The 25,459-nt window shown below is 71.3% G+C and carries 24 protein-coding genes; 9 read left to right on the plus strand and 15 right to left on the minus strand.

All coding sequences use genetic code 11. The features are described 5' to 3' along the window. Positions 1-94: 94 nt before the first annotated feature. Positions 95-1,996 (plus strand): caspase family protein, encoded by a 1,902-nt coding sequence (locus tag ACRAKI_RS12330; RefSeq protein WP_447007201.1) that lies wholly within the window; start codon positions 95-97, stop codon positions 1,994-1,996. An 18-nt stretch (positions 1,997-2,014) separates the two neighbouring features. Here the strand turns inward: ACRAKI_RS12330 and ACRAKI_RS12335 are convergent, their stop codons facing one another. The 7 genes from ACRAKI_RS12335 to ACRAKI_RS12365 form a co-directional block, all read right to left on the minus strand. Beyond that, positions 2,015-4,798 carry a CHAT domain-containing protein gene (locus ACRAKI_RS12335; protein ID WP_447007202.1) on the minus strand — a complete coding sequence of 928 codons (2,784 nt, stop codon included), beginning with the start codon at positions 4,796-4,798 and terminating at the stop codon, positions 2,015-2,017. 9 nt (positions 4,799-4,807) lie between these two features. After that, a complete protein-coding gene (locus ACRAKI_RS12340; protein WP_447007203.1) occupies positions 4,808-6,355 on the minus strand; it encodes an AAA family ATPase in 1,548 nt (515 codons plus the stop codon). A 15-nt stretch (positions 6,356-6,370) separates the two neighbouring features. Next, positions 6,371-6,886, minus strand: a complete 516-nt coding sequence (locus tag ACRAKI_RS12345; protein WP_447007204.1) for a hypothetical protein — start codon at positions 6,884-6,886, stop codon at positions 6,371-6,373. Continuing rightward, positions 6,883-7,065: a hypothetical protein gene (locus ACRAKI_RS12350; protein WP_447007205.1), complete on the minus strand. Its 183-nt coding sequence runs from the start codon at positions 7,063-7,065 to the stop codon at positions 6,883-6,885. The genes ACRAKI_RS12345 and ACRAKI_RS12350 overlap by 4 nt, the downstream gene beginning before the upstream one ends. A 1-nt stretch (position 7,066) precedes the next feature. Continuing rightward, positions 7,067-8,800 (minus strand): hypothetical protein, encoded by a 1,734-nt coding sequence (locus ACRAKI_RS12355; protein WP_447007206.1) that lies wholly within the window; start codon positions 8,798-8,800, stop codon positions 7,067-7,069. Then, a complete protein-coding gene (locus ACRAKI_RS12360; RefSeq protein WP_447007207.1) occupies positions 8,797-9,243 on the minus strand; it encodes a hypothetical protein in 447 nt (148 codons plus the stop codon). The genes ACRAKI_RS12355 and ACRAKI_RS12360 overlap by 4 nt, the downstream gene beginning before the upstream one ends. Before the next feature lie 106 nt (positions 9,244-9,349). Then, the gene (locus ACRAKI_RS12365) at positions 9,350-9,931 is read right to left on the minus strand and encodes a hypothetical protein (RefSeq protein ID WP_447007208.1); all 582 of its coding nucleotides are present in this window, start codon (positions 9,929-9,931) and stop codon (positions 9,350-9,352) included. Between the two features lie 325 nt (positions 9,932-10,256). Between ACRAKI_RS12365 and ACRAKI_RS12370 the strand changes: the two genes are divergently transcribed. The 3 genes from ACRAKI_RS12370 to ACRAKI_RS12380 all read left to right on the plus strand — a co-directional run bounded on the left by ACRAKI_RS12370 (position 10,257) and on the right by ACRAKI_RS12380 (position 13,150). Beyond that, on the plus strand, positions 10,257-11,084 hold the full coding sequence (locus ACRAKI_RS12370) for a hypothetical protein (protein ID WP_447007209.1): 828 nt from the start codon (positions 10,257-10,259) through the stop codon (positions 11,082-11,084). A gap of 607 nt (positions 11,085-11,691) precedes the next feature. Next, complete coding sequence (locus ACRAKI_RS12375) at positions 11,692-12,543, plus strand: hypothetical protein (RefSeq protein WP_447007210.1); 852 nt, start codon at positions 11,692-11,694, stop codon at positions 12,541-12,543. Between the two features lie 118 nt (positions 12,544-12,661). Beyond that, positions 12,662-13,150 carry a YcxB family protein gene (locus tag ACRAKI_RS12380; RefSeq protein ID WP_447007211.1) on the plus strand — a complete coding sequence of 163 codons (489 nt, stop codon included), beginning with the start codon at positions 12,662-12,664 and terminating at the stop codon, positions 13,148-13,150. Between the two features lie 81 nt (positions 13,151-13,231). Here the strand turns inward: ACRAKI_RS12380 and ACRAKI_RS12385 are convergent, their stop codons facing one another. Beyond that, a complete protein-coding gene (locus tag ACRAKI_RS12385) occupies positions 13,232-14,236 on the minus strand; it encodes a serine/threonine protein phosphatase (protein WP_447007212.1) in 1,005 nt (334 codons plus the stop codon). Between the two features lie 36 nt (positions 14,237-14,272). Next, complete coding sequence (locus tag ACRAKI_RS12390) at positions 14,273-15,127, minus strand: DUF4253 domain-containing protein (protein ID WP_447007213.1); 855 nt, start codon at positions 15,125-15,127, stop codon at positions 14,273-14,275. A 68-nt stretch (positions 15,128-15,195) separates the two neighbouring features. On the opposite strand from ACRAKI_RS12390, the gene ACRAKI_RS12395 reads away from it, so the two are divergent. Further along, entirely contained in the window at positions 15,196-15,792 is a 597-nt protein-coding gene (locus tag ACRAKI_RS12395; RefSeq protein WP_447007214.1) for a chloramphenicol phosphotransferase CPT family protein, read from the plus strand. Between the two features lie 104 nt (positions 15,793-15,896). Here ACRAKI_RS12395 and ACRAKI_RS12400 read toward each other — a convergent pair whose 3' ends face one another. Then, positions 15,897-16,379: a hypothetical protein gene (locus ACRAKI_RS12400; protein WP_447007215.1), complete on the minus strand. Its 483-nt coding sequence runs from the start codon at positions 16,377-16,379 to the stop codon at positions 15,897-15,899. Positions 16,380-16,748: 369 nt separating this feature from the next. After that, positions 16,749-17,189, minus strand: a complete 441-nt coding sequence (locus tag ACRAKI_RS12405; protein ID WP_447007216.1) for a hypothetical protein — start codon at positions 17,187-17,189, stop codon at positions 16,749-16,751. A 157-nt stretch (positions 17,190-17,346) separates the two neighbouring features. On the opposite strand from ACRAKI_RS12405, the gene ACRAKI_RS12410 reads away from it, so the two are divergent. From ACRAKI_RS12410 to ACRAKI_RS12420, 3 genes are read left to right on the plus strand one after another with little or no spacing between them, the layout of a single operon-like run. Continuing rightward, positions 17,347-17,664: a hypothetical protein gene (locus ACRAKI_RS12410; protein WP_447007217.1), complete on the plus strand. Its 318-nt coding sequence runs from the start codon at positions 17,347-17,349 to the stop codon at positions 17,662-17,664. Beyond that, positions 17,661-18,806, plus strand: coding sequence for a sensor histidine kinase (locus ACRAKI_RS12415; RefSeq protein WP_447007218.1), 1,146 nt, complete (start codon positions 17,661-17,663; stop codon positions 18,804-18,806). Before ACRAKI_RS12410 ends, ACRAKI_RS12415 begins: the two co-directional genes overlap by 4 nt. Continuing rightward, complete coding sequence (locus ACRAKI_RS12420; RefSeq protein WP_447007219.1) at positions 18,803-19,462, plus strand: response regulator; 660 nt, start codon at positions 18,803-18,805, stop codon at positions 19,460-19,462. Before ACRAKI_RS12415 ends, ACRAKI_RS12420 begins: the two co-directional genes overlap by 4 nt. Positions 19,463-19,662: 200 nt before the next feature. On the opposite strand, the gene ACRAKI_RS12425 is transcribed toward ACRAKI_RS12420, so the two are convergent. After that, complete coding sequence (locus ACRAKI_RS12425) at positions 19,663-20,229, minus strand: histidine phosphatase family protein (protein WP_447007220.1); 567 nt, start codon at positions 20,227-20,229, stop codon at positions 19,663-19,665. Positions 20,230-21,191: 962 nt separating this feature from the next. Here ACRAKI_RS12425 and ACRAKI_RS12430 point away from each other — a divergent pair. Beyond that, positions 21,192-21,995, plus strand: coding sequence for a PE-PGRS family protein (locus tag ACRAKI_RS12430; protein ID WP_447007221.1), 804 nt, complete (start codon positions 21,192-21,194; stop codon positions 21,993-21,995). A gap of 42 nt (positions 21,996-22,037) precedes the next feature. Here ACRAKI_RS12430 and ACRAKI_RS12435 read toward each other — a convergent pair whose 3' ends face one another. The 3 genes from ACRAKI_RS12435 to ACRAKI_RS12445 all read right to left on the minus strand — a co-directional run bounded on the left by ACRAKI_RS12435 (position 22,038) and on the right by ACRAKI_RS12445 (position 25,413). Continuing rightward, positions 22,038-22,304: a hypothetical protein gene (locus ACRAKI_RS12435; protein WP_447007222.1), complete on the minus strand. Its 267-nt coding sequence runs from the start codon at positions 22,302-22,304 to the stop codon at positions 22,038-22,040. 76 nt (positions 22,305-22,380) lie between these two features. After that, positions 22,381-23,910, minus strand: a complete 1,530-nt coding sequence (locus tag ACRAKI_RS12440) for a non-reducing end alpha-L-arabinofuranosidase family hydrolase (RefSeq protein ID WP_447007223.1) — start codon at positions 23,908-23,910, stop codon at positions 22,381-22,383. Positions 23,911-23,997: 87 nt separating this feature from the next. Then, entirely contained in the window at positions 23,998-25,413 is a 1,416-nt protein-coding gene (locus tag ACRAKI_RS12445) for an endo-1,4-beta-xylanase (RefSeq protein ID WP_447007224.1), read from the minus strand. Between the last annotated feature and the right edge of the window lie 46 nt (positions 25,414-25,459).

Raw genomic sequence — 25,459 nt, forward strand, 5'->3', positions numbered from 1 at the left:
CGACGGGGTCCGGCGCCCTGCGCGGTGCCGGACCCCACGGCGGGCCGTCCGTCAGGAAGACTCGTCGGAGCGGTGGTGGGGGAGGTGCGGCGGGATGGGCACGGTTCACGCGCTGTTGGTGGGCGTCAACGACTACGCGGGTCGCCTGGGGTCGCTTCGCGGCGCGCACCACGACGTCGGCCACGCCGACGAGTACCTGAGGACCCACGTCGAGCGGTCCGACGTCCGGGTCCTGCTCGACGCCGACGCGACCCGGCAAGCGGTCGTGACCGGCCTGCGCGAGCACCTCGGGCGAGCCCGTCGAGGGGACACCGCGCTCTTCTGGTTCAGCGGCCACGGCTCGGAAGCGCCCGTGGCCGCCGGTTTCGAGGCCACGGCGCCCAACGGCAGGACGCAGACGATCGTCTGCGCCGACAGCCGGCTCGACGGCGGGGAAGACCTGCTGGACCGGGAGCTCGGCGCGCTGCTGGACGCCGTCGCGTCCTCCGGCGCGCACGTGGTGGCAGTTCTGGACTGCTGCCACTCGGACGGCGCGACCAGGGGCGACACCGCCCTGACCGCGCGCGGCGCGCCCGCGCGGCTGGTCCCGCCGAGGCCGGAATCCCTTGTGCCCGAACTGTTCGCCGGTACCAGGGACGTGGTCGGCCGCCGACCGTCGCACGTGCTCCTCGCGGCGTGCGACATCCGCGAGAAGGCGTACGAGAGGGCGTTCCGCGGCTTCCACCGCGGTGTCTTCAGCCGCGCCCTGCTCGGCCGGCTCGCGGCGCTGGGACCGGGCGTCGGCTACCGCGAGCTGCTGGGCGCGGTGTCGTGCGACGTGGAGAACGTGGTGGCGGTTCAGCACCCGACCCTCCACCCCGTCGACGACCCGTTGGCCGACCAGCCGTTCCTCGGCGGCGCGGTGCGGTCCACGTCCACCGGTACCACCGCCCGGCACGTGCGCGGGCGGTGGCAGGTGGACGCGGGCGCCTGCCACGGGATGCCCGAGCCCGTGCCGGGCGACCCGGTGGAGTTCGGAGTGGCGGGCAGCGACCCGCTGCGGGTGTTGCGCGCGGTCGACGTCGCCGCCGACCACAGCACGGTCGAGCCGGTCGGCTGGACGCCGGACCGGACGCGGCAGTACCCCGTCGTGACGACCCGCGTGCCGCTGCCCGCCACGGCGGTCGCGCTGGACCCGTCCGGGGACGATCCCGTGGCGGCGGAACGGATCGCCGCAGCGCTGCGGGTCGCCACGCCGGACGGCCGCCCCTCGCCGCACGTGCGGCCGGTCGAGCCGGGCGAGGTGGCGGACATCCGCGTGGTCGTGCGCGCCCCCGGTGTGGTCGACGTGACGTCGGCGGACGGCGACCCGTTCTTCACCCAGGTCGACGTCCGCACGACGGACGCCGCCGCGCGTGTCGTCGCCGACCTGGAGCACGTCGCGCGGTGGCGGGCGGTGAAGGCGCTGGCCAACCCGAACACCGCCTTGGCCGACGCGGTGCGGGTGGAAGTCCTGTCCGAGCGCGGTGACCCGCTGCCGGTCGACGCGTCCGGTGCGCTGCGCGCGTCGTACCGCGACACGACACCGCCGAAAGTGCTGGTGCGCCTCGGGAACACCCACCACCGCGACCTGTTCTGCGTGCTGCTGGACCTGACCGACCGGTACCGGGTGCACCCCGGCCTGTTCCCGGGCGGCTGGGTCCGCGCCAGGTACACCGCGCACGCGGCGGGTGGCCGGGCGATCACGTTGTCCTTGCCGCCGGGCAGGCCGGTGGAGCCGGGCGCGAGCGTCCGCGACTGGTTCAAGCTCCTCGTGTCCGAGGAGCGGTTCTCCGCGGACCCGTTCCGGCTGCCGCGCCTGGGCGAACCGGAGCCGGCGGCGGTGCGGGGCGCGGCCCCCGGCGGGGTCGTCGACCGCCTCGGCCTGACCGCCACCCACCGCTCGGGGCCGGATGAGCTCCGGGGAGCGTGCGACTGGACGACGTCGATCGTGTCCGTGGTGACCACCGTTCCGTGACCTCACCGTCCCGTGACCTCACTGCCCGGCGTGGGTGAACCCGGCCCACGCCTCGACCGCTCCGACGTCGTGCCGGGCGAGGTGGTCGCGCAGCGCCCGCGGCATGGACGCGGGCGGCGTCCGGTCGCGCAGCGCCCACCGCTGCGCCGCGCGCAGGGCGTCCGCCGGCGGCATGCCCTCCGCGCGCAGGTAGTGGTGGACCATGAACATCAGCACCGATGTCGCCGCGTCCGGCACGTTCCACTGCGCGCTCACCACCGTGCGCACGTTGGCCGCGAGGAACGCCGATCCGATGCTGAACGCCTCGTCGTGCCCGCGCCCGGACTCCCCGCTGCGGCACGCCGCCAGCACGGCCAGCGCGACGTCCCGCCCCCGTGAGGTGGTGAGAGCGGCGGTCAGCTCCTCCGCCGCGAGGCGGTCGCCGTCGGCGAGCAGCAGGTAGGACGACGAGTCGGCGTCATGGCCCACCACGCCGTGGCAGGCCAGGTGCAGCGTGGAGCCCACCTCGGCCGCCTCCAGCCAGCCGGTGACGTCCGCTTTGGCTCCCCTGCCGTCAGGGGCGGCCGAACCGTCCGGCGCCCGGCCGACGAGCCGCGCGTTCGGGTAGAGCGCGGCGACCGCCACGCCCTCGGCACGGGCCGCGACCAGTTCCCGTTGCGCGCCCTCGGTGTCCGGGTCGGCCACGACGAGCGCGTGCCCGCTCGGCGGCACCCGCTTGCGCCAGGCCGTTTCGCACATCAGGCGAGCGGACGGCGTGTAGGAGAACGTGACCCGTTCCACGGCGTGCTCACCCGTCCGCCGGTCGAGCGCCGCGTGCCACGGGATCCGCGCCAACTCGCCGATCGGCACCAGCACGATCCGCTGCGTGCTGTCGGGCAGGTGCTCCAGCAGCGGGCCGATCGCGACGTCCCAGGCCCACTCGCACAGCTCGGTCAGGTCACCGGCGGGCGTCGACTCGACGTCCGCGTCCCTGCCGGTGTCCCTGTCGGCGTTGTCGGGGGAGCGGGCGAGGAAGTCCTCGAAACGCGCGAGCGGCGCCGCCTTGAGACCGGGCAGGAAGTACCGGCTCGCCTCGTCCTCCGCCGGCACCACGACGGCCGCGCCCGTGCCCTGCCCACCGGGGAGGAGGTACACCAGCGCGTCGGCCCCGAGCACGCCCAGGGCCGCGCGGACCTCGGGCAGCGCGGGCGGGTCGATGAGCCGGGCCGGGCCACCCACCGGCCGGCCGGGCTGCGATCCGGGCATGAGGGGGACACCGGTCAGCTCGCTCATCACCTGGCGTCGCAGGTCTTCCGGGATCTCGGCCGGGTTGACCGCCACGGCTTGCTTCCAGTGCTGGGCCAGCGCCGGTCGGCCCGCGTCCACTAGGCGGCGCTCGATGTCGCGGCGCTCCAGCGCGGAGAACAGGATGAGCCCTCGGCCCGACTCCAGCGCGGTGAAGGCGCGGCCGGGGTCGTTGTCGGCCAGGCAGGCCCATGCCGCGTCCACCGCGTCGCCTGCCGCAGCCCGTGCCGCGGCCTGCACGGCGACCGGGTCCGCCTGGACCAGCGCGTTCCAGCAGTGGGCGCGCAGCCCGCTGAGCGCGGTCTCCCGCCCGAGCTCCGCCCGGCCGCCCATCCGGTAGGCCACCGACAGCGGCACCGCGATCATGTGCCAGTAGGGACTGGTCACCGAGCCGACGACGTCCCGCGCGCGTTCGAGGGTCGAGATGCCGTGGTGCAGGTCCTCCCGGTCACCCGAGCGCACGTAGCGGTCGATGATCACCGAGCCCAGCGATGTCAGGTACATGCCCATCCGCGCGTCGTGCGGGTCGACCCGCTCGACGACTTCCGACAGCATGGCGATCGCCCGGTCGATCGACTCCGGCGTGCCGATGGCCGCTTGGCCGGCGGCGGCGGTGGAGGTGCGGATCGCCCACTCCGCGGTGGACAGCCCGGGTTGGTCGGCGAGCAGCGGCGACTCGCCCATGGCCTTGATCAGGTCGGGGTCGGCCATCATGCCGAGGCCGCCGGGGTCGGCGATGTGGCCGTCCCGCAGCATCGTCATGAACGGGGTCACCGAGCGCACCATCAACGCGAAGCCGGACCTGGTGTTCGCGGACAGCGCGGGGTGGTCCGCCAATCGGGTCACCTGTGGCCACAACTCGGCCATCCGCTGGATGTCCTGGCGCAGGAGTGCGGCCTGGAACTCCGCCATCACCCGCATCAGGTCGACGCCACCGACGGCGAAGCGGCTGTGGCCGAGATTCTCGGCGGCGTCGCGGGCGCCGACGGCGTCGTGGTTCGCCACCGACCGCTGCTGGCGCAGGGTCGTCAACGCCATGTCGGCGATCGTCGCATAAGGCTCGTCACCCGCGGCCGTGGCCGCCAGGCGCTCGGCTTCGGCCACCGCGGTGTCGAAGTGGAAGCCCGGCTCGCCGTGCTGCGCCGCGCTCACCAGCGCCATCGCCCGCACCGCCGCGGACGTCTTCGGCCACGCCGGCAGCGGAGCCGGGTCGGTGTCGGCGATCGCGGCCAGTTCACGGGCCGCGACCAGGCGTTCACGGGTCCGCAACCGGCCTCGCTGGAGGGCGGCGGCCACCGCGACCGCCGCGAGCTTGGGCCGGCCGGGGAAGTCCGGGGGCAGCGACCGGGCGTCCGCGAACGCCCGGTCCAGGTCCTGGTCGTCGCCCTCCAGGTGCTGGAAGCGCACCACCCGCGCCCAGCACCGGGCGAAGACCCACGCCGCCCGGTCCGGCTCGTCGATCCCGGTGATGGCGAGGTCGGTGTGCTCCAGCACCGTCGACAGCGCGTCGGTCGTCACGCGGCCCCCTCAGCCCAGCACGACGCGACGCGCGCCGGCGGTCCGGTCGGTGCTCGGCCGCGCCTTGCCCGATGCCGGGATCGCCCGGTCGCGGAGCTGACGCACTTCCTCGACGCGCTCCGGTGCGGACCGGAGCAGGGGCACCACGTTCCGGAACGCGCTGTAGTAGTAGTCGACGGGCACGTCGGCGTCGCCGACCCGGATCGCCTCGTAGCCGATCTCGGCCACCGCCGACTGGAGGTCCGACCCGGCGAACCCCTCGCTGAGCGCCACCAACTCGTCCACGACTTCCCCGGCGACCGGCACCCTGAGGTACTTGCCCAGGTAGATGCCGATGATCTCCCGGCGCTCCTCCTGGTCGGGCAGGTCCACGAAGAACATGTCGTCGAACCGGCCGCTGCGCAGCAGTTCCGGCGGCAGCGACCGGGTGTCGTTCGCGGTGGCCACGACGAACACGCGGGCACGGGACTCCTGGAGCCAGTACAGGAACTGGCCGACCAGGCGGGTGGTGATGCCGGTGCTGTCGCCGCCGCCCGACCCGGCCAGGCCCTTCTCGATCTCGTCGATCCACAGCACGCACGGCGCCACGGTGTCCGCGGTGGCGAGGGCGTCGCGCAGCCTGCTCTCCGACTGGCCCACGTAGTGGCCGAACACCGACGCCATGTCCAACCGGTACAGCGGCAGTTGCCAGTCGGCGGCGATCGCCTTGGCGGACAGCGACTTCCCGCAACCCGGCACCCCGACGAGCAGCACGCCGCGCGGAGGTCGCATGCCCCGGTCGCGCAGGTCCATGGTCAGCAGGGGGCGCTTGCGGTCCAGCCACTGGCGCAGACCGGCCAGGCCGCCGACGCGGTGGTCGCCGTCCCGGATCGACACCCGCTCCAGGCCCGCCAGCTCGTTGAAGATCGCGTCCTTGGCCTGGCTCAGCGCCGGCAGGTCCTCCTTGGTCACCGATCGCCGCACCACCAGCGTGGCAAGGATGTTCAACGCCTCGATCCTGGTGACACCGGCGAGGATCGACGCCGCCTGGGCGTACTCAGCGGGGCCCCACTCGATCGGGATGTCGGTCGAGTAGGGCCGCAGGAAGTTCTCGATCTCGGCCCGCATCTCGTCCATGTCCGGTAGGTCGAGCGACACCGCCATGCCCATGCGCTGCAACGGGGTCCACACCGAGTCGGACGTGATCACCACCATGCAGCCGCCGTGCTCCTCCGCCAGCGTGGCCAGGTCCGCGAAACGACGGGAGATGTCGTTGTCCTCCGACAGGTGCTGCACGTCGGTGAACACGATGGTCAGGTTGGACCTCGACTGGAACCACTCGCCCGCCAGGTCCAGCGCGCCGAGCAACGACCTGTCGTCCGTGACGGGCTGGCGGGTGCGCAGGTCCCGGAGTCCCTGGCTGAGGGTGTGCACGAGGATGTCGAGCTGCTTGTGCCGGGCCAGCTCACCGAGCATGTCCAGGGCACGGCTCCGCTCGACCGTGCGGACGGTCACGAACGGGATCCTCGCCAGGAGGTACGACTCGATGCGGGTGCTGGTCTCCGCCCCGTTGGGCATGGTGACCGTGTCCTTTCAGAGGATGACCCGTCTGCCGGACGCGGGCCTGGGCGCCGGTGGCGCGGGCCGCGGTCGGGTCAGACCGGGGATGAGGCTGTTGGCGCGGATCGCGGCCTGGAACGCCGCCGGGGCATCCCGGACGGAGTCCTCCAGGGCACGCTGCGCCGAGCGGACGGTGTCCGCCAGCGCGTCGCGGAGGCTGTCCCTCAGCTCGGCCGGGAACTGGGGGAGCTCGGCCAGTTCCCGCAGCGGCGAGAGCAGGCCGCGTGCGTTGCGCAGGGCCGCCGCGATGGAGGTGGTGGCGCCCGCCGGAGTGGCGGTGACCGCCCGCATGTCGCGCTGGAGCGTCTGGTGCCACCGCCGCTGGCGGTGCTGGAACGCCTGCACGACCTGGTTGAACAGCCGTTCGGTCATGTCCGGGCCGAGGTCGGTGGTCATCGCGGGCAGGTGCCCGGAGGGCAGGTCCTCCCCGCGGCCGAACGCCTCCAGCCAGCTCGTCCACGCCGCGTAGGGGCCGGGCAGGTGCCTCACCGGGAACCCGGTTCCCGGCCACGGCGCCGGTTGAGGAACTCGACGGGCGGCAGCAGGTCCCAGCTCGGCAGGGTCAGTGCCACTTCACCGTCCGCCGCGGTGTGGCGGGAACCCGCCGCGTCCGGCTCGGGGATGTGCCGGCCGCCGTGGTGCGGGGGGTCGATCATCGGATCCGGCATGTCACGCGCCCCTTCGCTCGTCGGGGGCCGGCGGCGCGAAAGCGGCGCCGTCGAGTCGCCCCATCTGCTCGCGGAACCGCGGCGCGCCCGCGAGTTCCCGCTGCCACTCGCCCCGCAGGTCGACCAACTCCGCGATACCGCCGCGCAAGGTGGCGACCGCCGCCACCCTGCGTCGCTCGCCCTGCGCGCGGATCTCGGCCCTGCGCGCCGGGAGGCTGTGCGCCTGCCACCCCGACCAGCCGCCCAGCCCCGCCGCGACGAGCAGGCACAGCACCGCGAAGCCGACGTCCGCGTTGAGCGCGGCCAGCAGGGCGACGAACATCAGCAGTCCGGCGCCGACCGCGGCGTACAGCGGTGGCCCGCTGAACCGCACCGCGGCGACGGCCCGCGCGGTCTCGTCGTCGATGTGCCGCGCCAGGCCCGCGACCAGCGCCTGCTCGTTGGTGCGGCCGTCCACCTGCGCGGTCCAGCCCTCCAGTCGGAGCGCGACGGCCTTCGGCTCGGAGGCGACGTTGGCGGCCTCCAACCGACCCGCGCCCTGGACGATCCAGTCCCTGGCCAGGGCGATGGAGAACCGCCGGGTGCCCAGCGACACGCCGGCCTTGTCCGGTTGCAGCGCGGAGTTGCTGATCAGGGTGAGGAAGTCGGTGGTCTGCTCGTGGAGCGGGTCGACCAGCTTCATCGCCTTCGCCGCCGCGTCCTTGTCGCCGGCGGCGTCGATGACCGCCTGGAGACCGGCCTCCTCGTGCCGCAGCGGCGCTTCCTCGGTGTCGTAGCCGGTCACCAGGCTGTCCAGGATGCCGTCGACCCGCTCGCGCAGCCCGTGGTCGAGCGGGACCGGGCCGGTGAAGATGCGGCGGAACATCTCCTCGGCCATCCCGTGCACGGTGGCCCCCTCGTACAGGGCCTTGAGCTGCGGCCAGGTCGGGCTGATGACCGGCAGGACCTTGTACCGGGCGTCCACCGGCCTGCGCATGGCGTCGATCACCTGGGCCCAGCGGTCCACCTGCCGGTCGACGGTGGCCTGGTCGACGCTCAGCCGGTCGTACCACTCGCGCATCTGATCCACCACGACCGGCTTCGCGCCGTGGCCGAGCGCGCCTGTGCTGACCGCGTCGATGATCACCGTGAACTCGCGTGACAGCCGGCCAGGGTCCTGCCGCGCGACGTACTGCCGCAGCCACCGCGCGGTGGCCTCGTCGCGTTGGTGGCGCCGCAGCACGAGTGCGAAGAACAGCGACGCCTTGTCGTTGTCGCGGCGCACCGCCTCTTGGAGCGCCTTGCCCGCCAGCTCCTCGTCGTCCCGGATCCACGCGGCGATCGCGATCAGGGCCGGCGCCAGCCAGTAGCCGGGTGTGCTGAGCATCAGCTCCTCGGTCAGGTTCCGCATGGTGCCGTGCGAGACGATGCCGACGTCGAGGGCCTGCATGGTGCCGGTCGCCAGCCGGCGCACCTTGCGGAACTGGCCGTAGTCGGTGTCGAGCGTCTGCCGGACCTCGATGATCCTGGTGTGCGCGACCTGGAGGTTGTGCTGCAACCGCTGGTCGTTGGCGAGCTTGTCGAACGCGGCCTGCAGGGCGCCCAGTTGCTGAGCCGCCTGGTCCTGCTTGGTGCTGACGACGTTGACCGAGCGCTGGATCTTGTCCTGCTGCTCCGCGAGCCGCACGGTGGCGTTGGTGACGTCGTTGACCGCCTTGGTGAGGGCGCCCAACTGCGGGATGTTGACGGAGTTCACGCTTCCTCCTCCAAGACGGCGGTCGTGCCGTCGGCCCGGACGCACACCATCCGATCGGTGTAGACCTCGATCGCCAGGTAGACCGGTGAGATGGCCAGTGGTCTAGCTCGTTCCAGGCCGCCGGGCACCGCCACGCCGGTCCGGTAGTGCTCGATGATCGCGCCGTCGAGCGCCAGGGTGTGCACCTCGAACGGGTCGCCCAGATAACACCTGCCGACGATGCCGATGGGCGTCGAGCAGTATTGCGCCTCGAATTCCCGCCGGATTCCGTCGACCAGATCACGCACTTCCGCGGTGCCCAGCCGGCCGCCGCTGTCGAGCGCCCTGACCGCGTCCAGGTAACGATTCGATCTTTTTTGCGCTTGGCTTATCCGCTCTGTCCGGTTTGTCGTCCGGACGCTCGGCGCCCGTGGGCCGAACGCCGTCGTCTTCGCGTTGATCAATGGCCGGGGCACGTGCGGACTCCCGCCCTCGGGTCCGTGCGGACTGATTCGATTTTCGTCGTCGGCAGGGTCATCGTCCGGTCGGTTCGGTTCATTACGAGTCACTTCAGCCGAGTGCGAGCAGCGCGCACAGGGCCACGCCGGTGGCCGTCCACAGCGCCGCCAGCGCCGTAGCGGTGACCCGGGTGGCGACTTCCCGGCGGCGAGGTCGGACCGCCGTGGTCCGGCCCGTGGTCGAGTCGACCAGGTGGCGGATCACCACCGGGCCGGACCGGGTGCGCCTGCCGTACACGTCGACCATGTCCCCCAGCTTCGGCAGCGCGGGGCTGAACCGACCGCGCGCGTAGCACCGGTGCTCCGCACCTGATACCTCTATCACCGTCATGACCTGCACATCTCTGGTAAGACTCCGGATCTGGGCGCGGACCGGCAGGGTCAACGACCACCGCACCGGCGGCACCCCTCGCCGGAGGTCGGCGGGCAGCGTGGCGCGGAGCGCGACGCCGAGCCCGGCGGCGAGCACCAGGCAGGCCGCCGTCGCCAACGCCGCTCTGCCGAGCAGCGCCGTGCCGCCGAGCGGCGCCGAGGCCACCAGCCCGCCGGCCGTCAGGACCATCCCGAACCGCAAGAGGAGAACTGTCGTCCGTTCCACAACGGCCTCCTGACGGACGGTGCCGATGTCGATCACCGTTCCGATCGTGACCCGACCCGGAACGCGGACCGCAATTCTCGTAGGACGTGGAGGTGTGCGCTCGAGTGAAATGCGTGTTCTGCTCACTTTTTGTGGAGGTCCGGAACCGGTCGGAAACGCACCGCAACCGGGGCAGCGCAAGTCATTACTGCTCAGCGGGTTTCCGCAAGTGTCGCAGGAGTTCGCCACCACTTCAGGCTCCTTGCGCCGAGGAAGGGGAAACGTCGGGACGTGCGACGGCGATTGTGTCTGGTGAACGTGCTTTTCGGAAGTGAGTGCGACGATCGATGCCTGTTTCGGGGCGATGGACGGGGTGCGTGACGTGAACGACTCGGAGAACAAGGGCGGCCCACGGGCCGAGGTCGCCCCGCTGTGGGGCGCGGGCACGGGCGAAGCGGTCGGGCCGCAGGCCGCGCCGCCCTCACCGCCACCGCCGCCGGAGCCGTCCGAGAAAGGGAATGGTCTACCAATCGTGCTGGGGGTGGGGGCCGTGGCGTTCTTGGCGGTGGTGGCCGTCGTGGTCGTCGTCGCGGTGCGCGGCCAACCGCAGGCGGGCGTGGGGGACGTGTCGGCGGTCGCGAGTCACGCGCTGACCACGACACCCAGCGCGTACCGGGCGGCCGAGCCGTCGCTGACGACCGGGCGGACCACGACCACGACGGGGCGGACGACGGCGGTCACGACCTCCGTGCCGAACGACGTGCCGATCGGCTACCGGAGGGTGGCCGGACCGGCGCGCATCGAGGTCGTGATCCCGGCGGACTGGCCGGTGCGCCCCGGCGCGCTGGCGTCCAACCAGCAGGCGGACAGCCCGACCAACCCCGGTGACGTGCTCCGGTTCGGCGGCAGCGACTCGGTCCCCGGTTCGCTGCTCGACTCGGTGGCCGGCAACGAGACGGACAACTCCGGCATCCGCCAGGGGTATCAGAGGCTCAGGCTGGAACGCCTCGCCTCGCCGGACGCGGTGGTGGAGACGGTGGAGTGGGAGTTCCTCTACGGCGCGGACGGCAACCGCAAGCACGCGGTGGGTCGGTTCTGGCGGCTCAACGGCATCGACTACGTCGTGTACGCGTCGGCGAGCATCGCCTCGTGGCCGACGGTCGAACCGATCTTCGAGGTTGCCGCCCGCACCGCCGGACCGACGACCTGAGGCGGTGTTCTGCCGGCGCAGCGGCACCCCGACTGGGGCGACGCGCGGCTCAAGGCGTCGCTGACCGCGTCCGCGCGGCCGAACCCGGTGCTGGGCGTGCACGAGCAGGGCTCGGCCGCCTGGACATCGCCGCCGCGCTGTCCACGACCGTCGTGCGCCCGACGGCGGACGGCCACCGGAGACGACCACCGGCACGGTGTCGCGCCGCGCGTCGTCGTACCCCGCCTCGACCAGGCCGGTACCGCGGACGGCGAACGCGGCCGGCTCCGGTGTCGATCCCGAGCAAGCGGTGCAGCGCGTGGTCAGGTTCGTTCCCCGCAGGCTGAACGACGTGTTGTGAACACCGCCTCGGCGGCGACCTGCCGCACCCGGCGGATCGGCCATCCGAGGGAACGGATGACGGCCGCCTCACGTCGAAAGCCACGACCAGGAGCGGGGGAGCCACATGACGTATCCGCAGCAGCCGTTCGGTGAGCAGGGTCCATCCGAGGGATTCCCGGGGCCGACGCCGCCGCCGGGTCAGCACGGGCCAACGTCCTGGTACGGCGCTCCGCAGCACGGCGGCTTCGGCCCACCTCCGCCTCCGAAGCGGAACACCGCGGCGATCGTGACGGTGGTCGTGCTCGTCGTGCTGGTGCTGGGCGGCCTCGGGTTCACCGGGTTCGTCACGCCCGGCTTCTTCCTCGGGGAGGGCGGCTCCGGCGGGAGCAGCACGACCGCCCCGGCGCCCACGACGTCCTCCTCCGTGCCGCCGAGCGCCGATCCGGAGCGGCTCGTGGGAGCGGTGGCCGAGGCCCTGGGCTCGCAGGACGTCGAGTTCCTGGAGGGCGTCGCCTGCCCGGAAGCGGGGTCCGCCGTGCACAAGGTCATCGACGACGTCGCCCCGTTCCGCGGCGCCGAACTGGTGGGCAGCCCGAAGACCTCCGCCGACGTGGCCGTGGGAACCATCGAAGTGGCCTCCACGTGGAAGAAGGAGAAGTTCGAGGTGAAGGTCGTCCGGGACGGCGGCGCCTGGTGCTGGGAGAACATCGCCCGCGCCGACGCCGGCAAGACCAGCACCAAGCCGACCAGTCCCAGGACCGCTCCCACCAGTCCCGAGACCGCCCCGACCGACCCCGGGACGCCCACCGCGGGCGGGAAACCGGTCGACCCCGCCGCGCTGGCAGCCGCACGGACCTTCGTGGACAACCTCAACGCGGGCGACGCGGCGAAGGCCAAGGCCCAGCTGTGCCCGGACGGCATCAAGAAGCCGCAGCACGTCGACGAGCTGGTCGGGCACGACCCGGACCTCGTGGTCAACTCGGCGAAGGACGGCATCACCGCGGGTCCCAACTCGTTCCAGCTCTACCTGAAGGGCACGGCCAAGGGCCAGAAGATCGACGGGCACTCCGGGAGCGTGTGGGTGACCAACTACGACGGGCCGTGGTGCGTGCACGCGTTCACCGTCATCGTCATCTGAACGGTCGGTGGTTCGGGCGGCCGGTCCGTGCGGCAGAAGGGTCGCCAGGGCGCGGGCCTCGGGAGATCTCGACCCAATATCACTCGGCCGGGTGAACCGCAGCGATTAGCATCCGCGCGTGGACATCTCCTTCTCCGTCTCCTACGACGAGCGCCGCCTGAGGCGTGTGATCAAGTTCCTGATCCGCCGCCAGCTGAAGTGGGTGCGCGTCATGGGCGCGGTGGTGGCCATCGGCGCCGCCGCCGCGCTGGCCACGGAGTACGTGTCCACCTGGACGGGGGCGGTCTTCATCGTCATGGGCGGGGCCTTGGCCGTGCTGTCGGAGCCGTACTCGGTGGCGCACTCCATGCGAGTGCAGAGCATGGCCACGCGGGAGGGGTACGTGATGACGCTGGGGGAGACCCACTTCGCCGTGAACGCCCATTCGTACAGCTGGCAGTCCTCGTGGTCGATCCTCGAACAGGTCGTGGACACCCCTGACGCGTGGTACCTGATGTTCGGCAGATTCCAGGCCCAGGCGGTGTACAAGGAGTTGATGACCGAGGAGCAGCGGGCGGAGTTCGTCGCCTTCCTCGCGCGTCGGAACCCTGCGCGACCGGCCGCCTGACGGCGCACGAGTGCGCGCGGCACTCGCGGCAGCGGAGAGCCGTCGCCGAGCGCCCGAGCCGGTGGTGCTCTGGGCAGCGCCTCACCAGCCCGGGTACTCCGCGTGGACGTCGCCGTCGAACAGCCTCCAGTAGAAGGAGTTCATCTTCGCGGCGGCAGGTGCGTGCCGAGCGAGGATCGCGGCCACCGCGGGCGGCACGTCGTCCGGGATGTGGCCGGCGGCGCACTGGCGCACGTACTCGTTGCGGGCGACCGGGCCGCCGCCGGTCGGCGTCGGCACCCCGCAGACGTCGGTCACCAGCCAGTTGACCAGTCGCATGGCGGCGTAGCCGGCGTCATGGGTGGCGTGGCGTTCGGCGAAGTCGCGCTCGCCGTCCGACAGGTCGAAGCGCGGCGACGTGGCCAGCCCGAAGTCGCTGAGGTAGAGCAGTTTCCCATCGGTGCGCATGTTCCCGAGGTGTCCGTCCATGTGCAGCAACTCCCGGTCGCGCAGGAACGTCACGATCTGCGAGAGCTGCCGCTCGACCGAGGCGGCCTTGCCCACCGGGTCCTCACGCAGCCACTCCGGCACCGGGTGCGGGATGTACTCGAAGAACAGCACGAGGCTGCGCGATGCGGCGGCCAGCGCTTCGAGCCGGACGCGCACGGCCGGGTGGCCGCCCAGGGCCGCGACCACCGCGTCGATGTCGGCGTGCTCGGCTGCGACCGGGGACCGGCCGGGTAGCACCCGCCAGTGGTGGAGCACCGGGAACGACCGCGCCTCGCCGGCGAGGACGGCGTCCGTGACGACCACGTTCGCGGCCAACTCCCGCCACGCGTTGAACCCGGGGCTGACGACCCCGTACTGGCAGAACACCGGGAGGTCGAACAGGTTCGCGGTGGAGCCCGGGTTGGCGAACTCCCGATCGGTCAGCGGGACCCGCTTGGCGAACACCGGCACGCCGTCGACGTCGAGCACCGCCGAGCCGCCGCCCACACCCGCGCTGTCGGCCCTGCCCGTGTCCACGAGCGCGGCGAGCTCGTCGTCGCCGCACGAGGCCAGGAACGTGGAGAGCTTCCGGTGACGGGCGTTCCTGGCAGTCGTCATGGCGTCAACTGTGCCACCGTCCAGTTCAGACCGGGTTCAGTCCCACCAGAACGACCAGGAGCCGTCACCGACGAGCCGTTCGGCGTACGCGGCCAGCGTGCCGGGTTGGCGGCCCTGCCAGATGTTGTCCGGGCAGAACGCGAAGTGCTCGGCGGCGACGGCGAGCGCTTCCTCCCGGGTGGCGGGCGGCGCGGCGACGCTGAGGAAGAGCGTGGCGAACCCGACGCCGACGACACGCACGCCGAAGCGGTGCTCCCAGTCGCGCAGCACCGCTGAGATCTCGGCGGTGTCGCCGGTGTGGTTGGCCGGGCCGGTCCACCCGGCCGCGGTCACCGCGTCGGCCCCGCAGCCGGCGGCCACCAATCCCAGACGCATCGATCCGCAGGCCGTCAGCAGCTCCTCGGCGAGGTCGTCGGAGGCGCGATCCGGAGTGGTCCGCACGGCCGGCGGCGACGTCAGACCGGGCCACCGACGACCGTACGGCGCCGTGACAGCCAGTCGCGCGGCTGAGGAGAGCATGTCGTTGTCGTCGACACCGGTGTGGCTGTCCCACCAGGACGACAGGAGCACGGCGGGGTCGTGCTGGTCGGGCGAGGACATCTTGTCCGGCAGCACTTCGCCGTTCCCCCAGGGCCGGAAGTCCTCGTCATCGTCGAGAGCGCGCAGCAGCAGCGGCCACAGCCCGGAACGGCCGTGCTCGGCGCGGAGTCGAGCCCACAGTCCTGGCGGGGCCGGTCGATCGCTGAGCCAGAACGCCGGCCCGTCACCATCCCCCTCGTCGGAGACGACGGCACGCCCGGGCGGCAACGAGACGGACAAGGAACGACCGGTGGCGTCCCCCTCGGTGAACAGGCCTGCCAGGTCGGTGGGCAGCGGAGGTTCGTGGATCACCGACGAAGGGTATGCGGCGGGCGAGGCGCTGGTCGATGCACGCCATGCCGACCGGATACCGTGGCCGGATGCGGAGCGGTGACCGTCCCGGCCGGGTGATCTTCCTCAACGGGACGTCCAGTGCGGGCAAGACCACCCTCGCCCGAGCCGTCCAGGACGAGAGCGACGCCCCGTTCGTCTACTGGGGCATCGACACGCTGTTCAGCCTGGTGCCGCCGAACTGGGGCGGCGGACGCGACGGTCCGCTCAGCCGTGACGGCTTCTGGTACGACCGCACCGGCGGCGACGCGGACGGGCACCCGGCGGTGGTCATCCGCTACGGCCACGTGGGACTGCGGATGCTGCTGTCCGCCCAGACCGCAGCCGCCGCGTTCGCCCACGGGGGTGACGACCTGGTCATCGACGAGATGCTGCTGACCCCGGACCTGCTGCCGAAGTGGGGGGAAGCGCTGGCGGGTCTGGAAGTGCTGCTGGTGCGCGTCACGTGCCCGCTGGCGGTAGCGGAGCAGCGTGAACGCGCCCGTCGCAACCCGAACGGCCTCGCAAGAGGCCACTACCGCACGGTTCACGACCACGGCATCCCCTACGACATGACCGTCGACAGCACCACGGGAACACCCGCCGAACTGGCCGGAGCCGTACTCCGCAGGCAACGCGCCCGGTAGGACCCCGAGGCTGCGGCTCCTGCCGGCGTCCGGATCGGTGTGGCTCCGAGCCTCCTGCCACACCGATCCGTGGGCCCGGCCACACGGGCCTGATCGTCGAGCCATCAGCCGATGGTGACCACCCGCGCCCATGCCGGTGGCGTGTCCGGCACGTAGTAGGACGGTTCCCACAGCGCGAGGCTGATCCGCTGACCGGCATCCGCCCAAGCCGGCGGCGTACGCGCGACCAGGTGGATCGCGTCCCCACCGTCAGCCGGCGGAGGGTACCGAGCGAGGGAAACGGTGAGGCCCGGCCGCAACAGGCCGTCCGGACGGATCCTCGGGAAGTGCCAGCGAAGCAGGTCGGGAGCCAGGTGACGCAGGTCGGCGCGGACCTGCGCCGCGAACTGCCGGCCGTGGGCGCGACCCACGGCCCTCAGGTTCAGATCCACGTCGACGCGCGCCGCGGCGCAGGCCCCGGCCCAGTCGCCCACCACCCGGCGGGCGGTCGCTGACTCGATCATCGACGGCGGCACGGCGAACTCGCGCACGTGCGCCCAGAAAAGGAGGCGGAAGTCCTCATTCGCGGTCAAGGGGTGCATCAGCACTCACCTTGTGCGAATGGAACCCCCGATCTGCTCAGACGGGTAATCATCGCGGCGAGGGTACCAGCATCGGCGCGGAAAGGGGCCGGATCGGTGCCGCCACCCGCCCGTCCGCGAGCCGGGCGGACACCGACCCGTCGCGTCCTTGAGTCCCGGTCGTGGAGGACGACTCCCGGGGTGACTCGCTGAGCATCCTCGAAGAGGTGCCGGGCCGGCGACTGATCGACGCCCGGTGAGCGGCGGCAGCTCCAACCCCGCCCCGATCCACATCCACGCTCGGCTCCCTGAGCCTCGGCGGGATCGCCGTCGCCCTGACCGCGGCTGGTGGACCGACAGCTCAGCTCGACGCGAGCGTGCGCTTGATGATCCCGGTCAGCGGCGGCCGGTGGCCACGACGACGAGGAACTGGCCTCCGCCCGGCTCTACGGTGGCGGTCACCGGCAGCCCAGGCACCAGTCGGGAGAACCGGTCCACCAGCCAGTCCGCCGCCTCTCGCGCGTCCTGCTCGGTCGGACACCGCGCCACCATCTCGCGGCCACCCTTGCGCTCCAGCCTCTCCGCCACGGTGATCAGCGGCGCCGGGTCGGCCACGTGCAGGCGGTCCGGCCAGGCGATGACCACTTTGACCGCGCCCTTGCGGGTGTTGCACCCGCGGTGCGCGAGCCGCTCGGCGACCTTGGCCTTCCGGTCGGCGGTCCGGCTGTCGACGCTCGGCCCTCGCGGGTCGTTCACCGACATGTCGGGGTCGACCGGTTCGTCGCACACCCAGCACCGCCAAGCGTCGCGCTCGGCCACATCATCGAGGAGGCTCACCCGGGCAAACTAGCCTGCCGCCCGCCGCCGCACGCACCGCACCAGGCGAGCGCCACCGGCGTTGCGCTTGCCGGACGTCGTCCGCGCGGGTCACCTGCCCCCGACCTTCTCCCGGGTTTGTCCCCCGTGCGAGCTACACGCAGGTGTCCACTGCGCGGTGACGATTCCGGGCCGTCGAATCGCCGCCACGCGCAACCTGTGGGTGCCCATCGGCGTGCACTTCGGCTGGAACTACGCGCAAGGCGGCATCTTCAGCACCAGCGTGTCCGGACAGGACGCTCCGAAGGGGCTGCTGGACGGCGTGACGTCCGGCCCGTACTTGCTGAGCGGCGGCGAGTTCGGCCCGGAGGCGAGCGCGTACTCCGTGCTGGCCGGCGTGGCGGTGACGGTGGTGTTCCTGTGGCTGGCCCGGCGGCGCGGCACCATGGTGCCCCTGCGCCGCCGCCCCGTCCCCGCGGCTACCCTCGCCGGGTGATCGGCCTCCGGCAGATCCCGGGCCTGTGGCGACGCTGGGACGTCACCGTCCGGGACGTCCCGCTCGCGCTGGCGCTGGTGCTCGCGTCGCTGGTGCCCGCGCTGCACAGCCGGGGAACCCAGCTCGGCGAACTGCCGACCCGTCCGATGGACGCGCTGGCCATGGCCGTGATCGCGCTGGAATGCCTGCCGCTGATCGTGCGCAGGCGGTGGCCGCTCGTCTGCCTCGCACTGGTGTCCATCGGGTTCGCGGCCGATCAGCTCCTCGGCTACCACGCGGTCGCGGGCACCGCGCTGCCCATCGCGCTGCTGAGCACCGGCCTGCACCTGGACCACCACCGGCGCACCACCGCCGTCCTGGCCTCCGTGGCGTACGTACCGCTGGCCGTCGCGCTCGACCGGCACGGGTCGACCGAGGGCGTGGCCGGGTTCGTGACGTTCTACCTGGCGCTGGCCGCCGCGTGGGCGATCGGGGCGTGGCTGCGGCTGTCCAGGGCGGGGGAGGCGGATCGCCGACGCCACGTGGCCGAGACCACCCGGCTCGCGGAACGCACCCGCATCGCCCGCGAGCTGCACGACGTCGTGACGCACCACGTGACGGCGATGGTGGTGCAAGCCGAGGCGGCGCGGTACCTGACCGGGTCCCCCGAGCGCCTCGACCAGGCGCTGGCCGCGATCAGCGACACCGGCCGCCGGTCCATCGGGGACCTGAGGCACTTGCTCGACCTGCTGAACCCGGACCACGACGCCGACCCGCGCACGCCGTCCGTCGGCGAGCTGAGCGCGCTCGTGGAGCAGACCAGGCAGGCCGGGCAGCCGGTCGAGTTCAGCGAAGAAGGCGTGCCGCCGGCGGGGAGCGCGAAGGTGGTGGCGTACCGGGTGGTGCAGGAGGCGTTGACGAACGCGCTGAAACACGCGCACGGCAGCCGGACCACGGTGCACGTGCGGCACGGCGGGAGCGAGATCGTGGTGGAGGTCGGCACGGAAGGCGGGGGTTCGTCCGCCGCGTCACCCGGTGGCAGCGGCCGGGGCCTCGCCGGGCTGCGCGACCGGGTCGACGTGCTCGGCGGCGAGTTCAGCGCGGGCAGGCGGGACGGCGGCTTCGTCGTGCGCGCCCGCATCCCGGCGGGGAACCCGTCGTGACCGCGCCGGTGCGCGTGCTGGTGTGCGACGACCAAGCGCTGGTCCGCACCGGTTTTGCGACGATCATCGACGCGCAGCCCGACCTGGAGGTCGTGGGGGAGTGCGGTGACGGGCGCGCCGCGGTCGACCTCGCCGAGCGGCTGCGCCCGGACGTGGTGGTGATGGACGTTCGGATGCCGGTGCTCGACGGCATCGAGGCGACCCGGCTGCTGGCGGGTGCGGGCGTGGCGAACCCCGCCAAGGTGCTCGTCGTGACGACGTTCAACCTGGACGAGTACGTGTACGAGGCGCTGCGCGCGGGCGCCAGCGGGTTCCTGCTCAAGGACGCGCCGCCCGCGCAGCTGCTGCACGGCATCCGCACCGTCGCCACCGGGTGGTCGTTGCTGGCGCCCGAGGTGACCCGCGAACTCGTCGGCCGGTACGCCGAGCGGATCAAGCCCGTCCAGACCACCCCGGCCGACGTTCCGCTGACGTCGCGTGAACTGGAGGTGCTGAGGCTCATCGCGGACGGCCTGTCCAACGGCGAGATCGCCGCGACACTGGTCCTCAGCCACGAGACCGTCAAGACATACGTGTCGCGCATACTCACCAAACTCGACCTCCGCGACCGGGTGCAGGCCGTCGTCTACGCGTACCGGCACGGCTTGGTGGCCTGAGACATCGTGCTCGCCGGCAGCGCCTGTTGATCCGGGGGACGCGGAGGCCGCTGAGGAAGACCCGGGCGCCCGCGTCTGCGGGACGGCATCTGCCGCGTCCTCCTTGAACACGTCCGGTGCCAGAGCCGGAGTGCGTGACGTCGGGCTGGACATGGTCGCGACACAGTGACGTGGAGGCTTGCTCGGTGGTGTTGTCCACCTCAGAGTCCCGGCCCGGTGGCTCGGATCCCTCGGTCGGTGAAGTGGATGTGGTAGATCGCCGGCATGGGCATCCCGTGGCTGAAGGGCCAGTCGATCGTGGCGAATCCGAATCCGACCAAGGCCCTGCAGATGAATGTGCCGTGACTGCCGACGATCACAGTCCCGTTCGGGTGTTGCCGGGCGAGCGATCTGAGGACCGCGGTGGCTCGATCTGTGAGTTGCTGGAGGCTCTCCCCATCTGGTCGGGCGGAGTGCGGGTCGGCCCAGCTCTCGGCGTAGTGGCGAGCGTAGTCGGGAGTGGGTTCGAGACCGGAGTCCCATTCCCGCAAGTCATGGTGGGTCTGGATGGTCATGCCTGTTGCACGTGCGGTGGGTTCGACGGTTTGCATGGCCCGCAGATACGGGCTCGAGGCGATCACGCTGGGCATGGTCTGGACCAAACCGTCGATGAGGCGTTCCGCTTGAGCGATACCCACTTCGGTCAACTGCCTGTGGTAGTCGTCCGGTCCGCCGGGAGACGGGAGCAGCGGCTCGGCATGTCGGACCAGGATGAGTTCGGCTCGCATCAGTCGAGTATCCCTTTTGTGCCTGTGGACTCTGAAGATCGAGCGCAGCCCGAGGGGGTGGTGAATGGTTTGCGAGGTCCGACCGCCATGGAACGCCTTGTGCTGGCGATGGCATGTCCGGTTCGCGCGGCGCTGGACACCGGCCGGTAGTCGGCGAACACCGAGCCGAGGGCACGACGCCAGGTCCGGGGAAGCCCTGAACCGCGAACTTCGCCGACGAGGGAGCGGTGTGCGCCGACCCGCCTCCCAGACTCGCCCAGAGCGCGCTCACCGGCGCCGTGTTGACGACAACCCCTTGGTCGGCGGCGATGAGCATCGGCAGGAACGCCCGCGTGCAGTGGTACACACCGAACCAGGAGACCGCGAACGTCCCTCGCGTCGGATTTCGGGCGCGAGGCTCGCGTGGACCATCTCCTCCTGGACGTGGGTGGTGGAGGTCGCCGGCCCGGTCACCGGTCTGGCCGCGGTGACTTCACCCGAACGGAAGAAGTCTGTCGCGCCGTTCGTGGCGCCGGCCCGGCTGGCCATGTGGGTTACCTGGTCGTGGGCGGGCCTCGCCGGTCGTTCACCTCGGAGTTCAAAGCTGAGATCGTCCAGCTGTGCCGGCGGGCGACCGGGTACAGCGGTGAGCAGGTCCGGTGGTAGCTGTTGGGTGTTGCGCTTGCTCGGCTGGTTGTATCGCCCGGGTGACTGTCCTCCGCGCCTTGTACGGGGTGTCACGTCATTCCGACACGTTCGGGTGGTTGCTCGCAGGTGCACGGAAGAGGTGTGGACGGACCCCTGGCCGGCGCTTACAGTCAAGCTGCCCAAAACGGCCAGCCCAGGGCTGATAGCCCTCGCCGGGCAATATCTCTCTGCTCTGCACTCGGCAGGACAAGGTTTCCTGCTCCTGAGCGGATATCGACACTCGCTGGTGCCAGTGCCTGCAATTTATCGAGTATCCCACCGAAGAGGGGGAATCCGTGACCACGCAAGATTCGACCACTCACGAAACCGAAATCGTTGACGTCGCACTCGGCGGCGACAGCGCGACCAAGAGCTGGAGCGAACCAGGGACTTATGGATACCGTGTCCTCGACGGAACTTCCACCATAACGATGCAGGTGGCCGGCGGTCAGGGCGGATACGGCACCGGGCCTACCGGCGGCCCGGGCCGCGGGAGACCGATCCAGGCCACGGTGAAGGTCACTCCCGGAGACCAACTCACGATCCACGTCGCAGATCACGGTCACGGATACCACAAGGGCAGCAGCACATGGGCGAGCGGTGGTCCCGGCGGATCTGATGGTGGCGGCAACGTCGACTCCACTCGTGGGGCCGGCGGTGGCGGAGCCAGTGCTGTCATCAGCGCAGAACAGGGTGTCCTCATCGTCGGTGGCGGCGGCGGTGGCGGTGGGGGCGGTGGTGGCATCAACGGTCTCAACGGTGGCAATGGTGGTGCCGGGGGACTTCGACCTGGCGACGGCACCGCGGGCGACGGCACCTACGGAGGCGCCGGCGGCTCAGGTGGTAATGCAAAAGGAAAAGACGGCGACGGTGGTAGCGACGCGGGGCAGACCGCCGGCGGTGGCGGCGGTGGTGGCGGTGGCTACCGCGGTCCGGTAGTTGGCTCCGGTGGCGGTAAAGGCGGTGACGCCGGCACCTACGCCGGCGCCGGCGGCGGGGGAGGGGGCGGCGCGAGCTACGCAGTCGACTCGGCGACGGACGTCAAGGAACTCGAGCCGAAGGGCGGCAAGGGCGTCACGGGCTTCGTGAAGTTCCTGTAGTTCGAAGGGCTGCTCGGAAGCGTCTGCCTGCTTCGCTGCGACTCAGGAGCAATCCCCGTCGCCGCGGGTCCACTGGGTGATGCGAGCGCCGTCGTTCGTGGCGAGGTTGTAGACGTCCAGCGCCTTGCCGCTGGCGCGGTTGACCGGCACGTACCACGCGTTCGTGTCGACGGTCGCCGCCGAGCTGGTCGCCGAACCGAAGACGACCGTCACGCCTCCGAGCACGACTGCGGCCATCACCGCGGCCATCCGCGACAACCGGCCTCTTCCGCGCGTGAGGTGACGCGGGAGTCGATCGGGGACAGACATGACAGCTCCTTACCCGCCGCTTCCGGCGGCGATGCGGCCGGAGCCCCCGCACGGGGTGCGGGGGCTCCGGGTCCGGTCAGCGTCGCAGTGTCAGCAGGCCCGGCCGGTACGGCAGCTTGCCGTAGTCCATGCCGTCGGAGCGGGGATCGCGCCCCTGGTAGAGCAACTGGAGGTTGCAGGGATCGATGGTCTTGGTCTGGTCGGGGTTGGTGCGGATCAGGTCACCGTGACTGATGTCGTTGGTCCAGGTGGCGCCGCTGTTGGCCTTGCCCGCGAAGGGGTTGCTCTCGGTGGCGGCCTGCGGCGTCCACGAACCGCCGAGGCTGCTGGACGTGAACGAGCGGAAGTAGCGGCCGTTGGCGCCGATCGCCTCGACGATCATGAGGTACTGGTTCTGGCCCTGGACCTTGTAGACCTCGACCGCTTCGAACAGGTTGTTCGTCGTGTCGCTCATGATCGTGGTGTAGGACGAGCCGAAGCTGCCCGGGAAGTTCCCGATCGGCATGACCTGGCGGTAGATCTTGCCGTTGTCACCGGCGAAGAACAGGTACATGTTCTGACCGTCACCGATGATGGTCTGGTCGATGGGGCCCGTGCCGGAGCCGGTGATGCTCGCCGTGGACAGCACCTGCTGCGCCGACCACCCGTTCGGGTTGGTGGGGTCGGTCGACGTCCGGTAGCTGAATGCGGTTCCACCCCACTGGTAGGCGAGCACCCAGATGTTCTTAGGGGCGAAGTAGAACAGCGTGGGCGCGACGGTGCCGATGTTCATGGCCTGCTGGGGCGCCGATGCCATGTCGGACCAGTTGGTGAAGAGCCCGAAGTTCATCGACCCCCAGGACGTTCCCGTGTCGTGGGTCGTGGCGTAGACCAGGTGCTTGCCGTTGTAGGGCACGTAGGTGAAGTCCTTGAGCGAGACCCAACCCGACCTCGGGTTCGCCAGCACGCCCGTCGACGACCAGCGGTAGGTCGACGGCAGGGAGCACTGCCCGGGGTTCGTGGTCGTCGTGGTGGTGGTACCGCCGCCGTCGACGCGGACGAGCTGCCACTGCTGGTTGGCGCCGCTCCAGTCGCTGTACTGGACGACGTTGCCGCCGTCGGCCGTGGACGCGCCCTGGACCTCGACGGCCTTGTTGCTGTTGCGGTTGATGAGCCGCACGTGGCCGCCGTCGGAGTCCGCCAAGCGGAACTGCTGGTTGGTGCCGTTGTGATCGGACCACTGGACGATGGCGCCGCCGTCGGCGGTGGAGAAGTTGTGGACGTCGAGAACCTTGCCGGACAGGCGTGACTTCACCCGGTAGTAGCCGCCGCCGGAGTCGACGAACTGCCACTGTTGCTGGTTGCCGTCGTTGCGAGCCCATTGCGTGATGCGGGCGCCGTCGTTCGTGGCGAGGTTGTAGACGTCGAGCGCTTTGCCGCTGTTGCGGTTCACCAACACGTACCACGCGTTGGTGTCCACGGTCGCCGCGGACGCGGTCGTCGCGCTGACCGCCGTCAGCAAGCCGCCGACTAGCACGGTGACGACAGCGGCGGCGACACCGGCGAGGCGGCGGCGCCTGCCGGCTCGTGCGACGGTGGTGGACGGTGGTTGGCCTGACCCGGCCATGGGCGTGCTCCTCTTCCTCGAGGTTGGGGAATTAGGGGCGCGCGCACGGCGGGCGATCGCCCACCGCGCGCGACGAGTGGTGTCGGATCAACCGACGCGGACGAGTTGCCACTGCTGGTTGGCGCCGCTCCAGTCGCTGTACTGCACGACGTTCGCCCCGTCGGTGGTGGACGCGCCCTGGACCTCGACGGCCTTGCCGCTGTTGCGGTTGACCAACCTGATGTATCCGCTCGAATCGACCGCGCGGAACTGCTGGTTGGTGCCGTTGTGATCGGACCACTGGACGATGGCGCCGCCGTCGGCGGTGGAGAAGTCGTGGACGTCGAGGACCTTGCCGGACAGGCGTGACTTCACCCGGTAGTAGCCGCCGCCGGAGTCGACGAACTGCCACTGTTGCTGGTTGCCGTCGTTGCGGGACCACTGGGTGATGCGGGCGCCGTCGTTCGTGGCGAGGTTGTAGACGTCGAGCGCTTTGCCGCTGTTGCGGTTCACCAACACGTACCAGGCGGTCGTGTCGATGACGCCGGGCTGGCCGGAGCCCTCGTTGAGGGCGTTGAGCACGGCGGTGTAGGCCGCCTTCTTGCTGCCCGCGGCGTCGAACAGCAGCGGGTTCTGACCGGTCCGCCACGAGTCGCTGTCGCGGATGCCCCAGACGGTGATCCCGGTGCACCGGGCGACGGCGAGGCACGCACGGGTGACGGCGCCGAACGCGTTGGCCTGGTTGGAGCCGGAGATGTCCAGCTCGGTGATCTGCACGTCGACACCGAGGTCGGCGAAGCGCTGGAGGTTCGCTTGGTAGTCCGACGGGGCCGAGTTGGTCAGGTGGGACTGGAAGCCGACGCAGTCGATCGGCACGCCGCGGGCCTTGAAATCGCGCACCATGTTGTAGATGCCGGTGCTCTTGGCGTTGATGCCGTCGGTGTTGTAGTCGTTGTAGCAGAGTTTCGCGCCGGGATCGGCGGCACGCGCGGCGCGGAACGAGGCCTCGATCCAGTCGTTGCCGGTGCGCTGGAGGTTGGAGTCACGACGCCCGCCGCTGCCGCCGTCGGCGAACGCCTCGTTCACCACGTCCCAGGAGTGGATCTTGCCTCGGTAGTGGGTCGCGACGCGGGTGACGTGGTTGAGCAGGGCCTGGCGCAGTGCCGAACCCTCCATGCGCTGCATCCAGCCCGGCTGCTGGGAGTGCCAGGCCAGGGTGTGGCCGCGCACCTTCATGCCGCGGCTGATGGCGTGGTTGACGATCCGGTCGCCGTTGGTGAACGTGAACTGGCCCTGGTTGGGCTCGGTCGCGTCCATCTTCATCTCGTTCTCGGCGGTGACCTGGTTGAACTCGCGGTTCAGGATGGTCGTGTACGTGCTGTCGCCGAGCTTGCCGGCCGCGACGGCGGTGCCGAAGTACCGGCCCTTCTCCGCCGCCGAAGCGCCCAGCGTCGTACCTGCCAGGGCCAGGCCGTCGAACGCCGCCGTCAACATGGTGGCGACGAGTCCCACGACGAGCAGCAACGCCGTTGTTCTCGACCGACGCGCGGGCGTCCGCCGAATGACCGCT

The sequence above is a fragment of the Saccharothrix isguenensis genome, assembly GCF_052936305.1.

Bases quoted from the DNA above. Each gene is read 5' to 3' on its own strand.
- ACRAKI_RS12330 (WP_447007201.1), top strand. From the start codon at position 95: ATGGGCACGGTTCACGCGCTGTTGGTGGGCGTCAACGACTACGCGGGT.
- ACRAKI_RS12340 (WP_447007203.1), bottom strand. From the start codon at position 6,355: ATGCCCAACGGGGCGGAGACCAGCACCCGCATCGAGTCGTACCTCCTG.
- ACRAKI_RS12350 (WP_447007205.1), bottom strand. From the start codon at position 7,065: ATGCCGGATCCGATGATCGACCCCCCGCACCACGGCGGCCGGCACATC.
- ACRAKI_RS12385 (WP_447007212.1), bottom strand. From the start codon at position 14,236: ATGACGACTGCCAGGAACGCCCGTCACCGGAAGCTCTCCACGTTCCTG.
- ACRAKI_RS12395 (WP_447007214.1), top strand. From the start codon at position 15,196: ATGCGGAGCGGTGACCGTCCCGGCCGGGTGATCTTCCTCAACGGGACG.
- ACRAKI_RS12425 (WP_447007220.1), bottom strand. From the start codon at position 20,229: ATGCGAGCCGAACTCATCCTGGTCCGACATGCCGAGCCGCTGCTCCCG.
- ACRAKI_RS12435 (WP_447007222.1), bottom strand. From the start codon at position 22,304: ATGTCTGTCCCCGATCGACTCCCGCGTCACCTCACGCGCGGAAGAGGC.
- ACRAKI_RS12440 (WP_447007223.1), bottom strand. From the start codon at position 23,910: ATGGCCGGGTCAGGCCAACCACCGTCCACCACCGTCGCACGAGCCGGC.